Below are 2,301 nucleotides of genomic sequence, written 5' to 3' on the forward strand. Positions count from 1 at the left end.
CCCAGCGTCCCGGCGATCCGCAGGCCGTGTTCCAGCGCGACCTCGTCGGCCGCGCCCGGGGCGGCGGCCCGGGGGTCGGTGTCCACCCGCCCGGTGAGCGGGTCGACGCGGGCGTGCGCGTCCACCCGGTGCAGGGCCACCACGACCAGCGGTGGGGCGTGCCCGATCGCCTCAGCCATGCCGGAACACCACCCCCTGCCCGCCGTCCGGGTAGCTCCACCGGATCGCGGGCCGCTCGGGCGTACCCCCGTCGCAGACGAGGTAACAGGTGCCGCACTCGAAGCACTGCTCGTAGTTGAACAGGATGCCGCCGTCGGAGGTGGGCACGAACAGATCCGCCGGACAGGCGTGCACGCACGCCTTCGTCGGACAGGTGTGGCACACGTCGGTGTCCACCACGATGTGCGGCTCGTCGGCCACCCGGAACTCGACCCGCCCCATCCGCTCGTCGAACCCCACCTCGGCGAACCCGCCGCCGCTCACGCCGCTCACCGCCCGTCCCCGGTCACCGGGGTTGCCGTGAAGGGCACATTCCCTGCGTGTGATGCAGTGAATGTGCCCCTCGCTGCGTGTGACGCAGGGAAAGTGCCCTTCACGGCACAACAACGGGGCTGTCGGGGCATCGCGGACCTCCTCGGGGGTGGGTTCAGCCGAAGGTGCGGAGGGCGGTGAGGGTGTCGCGGGCGAGGTCGCGTCGGCGGAGGCGGTGGCGGCGGAGCGCGCGGCGCAGCAACCGGCGCAGACCGGGCTTCGGACGTGGGTTGTCCACGGTGAACATCCCCTCGGCCAGGTCACAGATCAGGCCGGGGTAGCGCCGCTGCATCCGGTCGGACAGCACCAGCCCGGGTGCGTCCCGCAGTTTGCGGTGATCGCCCAGCACGAACGAGTCCTCCAGCAGCGTCCGGTACCGCGCGAGCGTGCCGGAGTCGCCGGTGCGCACCGCCTCGGCGGCGGCCCGGCCCGCGTACATCCCGGAGCCGAGGGCGAAGTTCACCCCCTCCAGCCAGATCCCCGCCGCCAGGCACATCGCGGCCGCGTCCCCCGCGACGAGGATCCCGTCGCCGACGAGCGTGGGCATGCTGCGGTAGCCGCCCTCGGGGATGAGGTGCGCGGAGTACTCGACCACCTCGCCGCCCCGCACCAGCGGCCGCACGGACGGGTGGTTCTTCAGCTCGGTCAGCAGGTCCTCCGGACGACGGCCCGCCGCGGACAGCCCCTCCAAGCCGAGGACGAGCCCGACGGCCACCGTCTCCCGGTTGGTGTAGACGAACGCCCCGCCCGGGATCTCGCCGGTCCCGCCGAGGATCTCGATGTCGACGCCGTCGCTGCCGCGCACCCCGAAGCGCTCCTCGATCGTGTCCCTCGGCAGCGCCAGCGTCTCCTTCACCCCGAGCGTGGTGTGCGCGGCCTGCACACCCGTGTGCAGGCCCGCCTGCCCGGCGAGGAAGGAGTTCACCCCGTCGCAGGCGATCACCACCCGCGCCGTCAGATCGCCGTCGGGGCGGTCGGTGCGCACGCCCACGACCCGGCCGGTACCGGTGCGCAGCAGCGCGGTGACGACGGTGGAGGGGACCAGCGTGGCGCCCGCGGCCTCGGCCCGCCCGGCGAGCCAGTGGTCGAACTCGGCGCGGTGCGTGGTCGCACCGTTGTACGGCTCGCGGCCCCAGTTCTGGCTGCGGAAGTCCACGGTGAAGCTGCGCTCGCCGTCCAGCACCATCGTCTGGCGCCGGGTGACCCAGCGCTGCACCGGCATCCGCGCGGGCCAGTCGGGGATCAGCTCGTCCAGCACCCGCCCGTAGACCACCCCGCCGTAGACGTTCTTCGACCCGGCGAACGGCCCCCGTTCCAGCAGCGCCACCGAGTACCCGGCGCGGGCCACCTCCAGGGCCGCCGCCGACCCCGCGGGGCCCGCCCCGACCACGAGCACGTCGAAGTCGTACCGCGCCGGTTCGGGCACGGTCACCGCCGCGCCCGCCGGTCCCGCCCGGTCACGCATCTCCGGCCTCCAGTCGACGGGCCAGTTCGGTCAGCAGCTCCCGTGCGTCGGTGACGAGGCCGAGGTCGGCCAGGGCCGTCATCGGGGAACTGGCGTCGGTGTTCACCGACACGACGTGCCGCGGCGCCCCCAGTCCGCCGGTGTGCTGGGCCGCGCCGGACACGCCGAACGCGACGTAGAGGTCCGGGTCGACGACCACGCCCGTGGTGCCGATCTGCCGTTCGTAGGGTGCCCAGCCCGCGTCGGTGACGATGCGGGTCGCCCCCACCGACGCACCCAGCGCGGCCGCGACCGCGCCGAGTTCG

3 protein-coding genes are annotated in these 2,301 nt (G+C 74.0%); all 3 read right to left on the bottom strand.

The window, feature by feature from the left end:
* Positions 1-171 precede the first annotated feature (171 nt).
* The gene (locus SACHA_RS0100790; protein ID WP_232211783.1) at positions 172-492 is read right to left on the bottom strand and encodes a ferredoxin family protein; all 321 of its coding nucleotides are present in this window, start codon (positions 490-492) and stop codon (positions 172-174) included.
* A gap of 154 nt (positions 493-646) precedes the next feature.
* On the bottom strand, positions 647-1,996 hold the full coding sequence (locus SACHA_RS0100795; protein WP_019806418.1) for an FAD-dependent oxidoreductase: 1,350 nt from the start codon (positions 1,994-1,996) through the stop codon (positions 647-649).
* Positions 1,989-2,301: FAD-binding protein (locus SACHA_RS19600; RefSeq protein WP_039737499.1), on the bottom strand; the 313-nt coding region annotated here is incomplete at its 5' end. The genes SACHA_RS0100795 and SACHA_RS19600, both read right to left, overlap by 8 nt.

The sequence above is a fragment of the Saccharomonospora halophila 8 genome (assembly GCF_000383775.1).
Classification (GTDB): Bacteria; Actinomycetota; Actinomycetes; order Mycobacteriales; family Pseudonocardiaceae; genus Saccharomonospora; species Saccharomonospora halophila.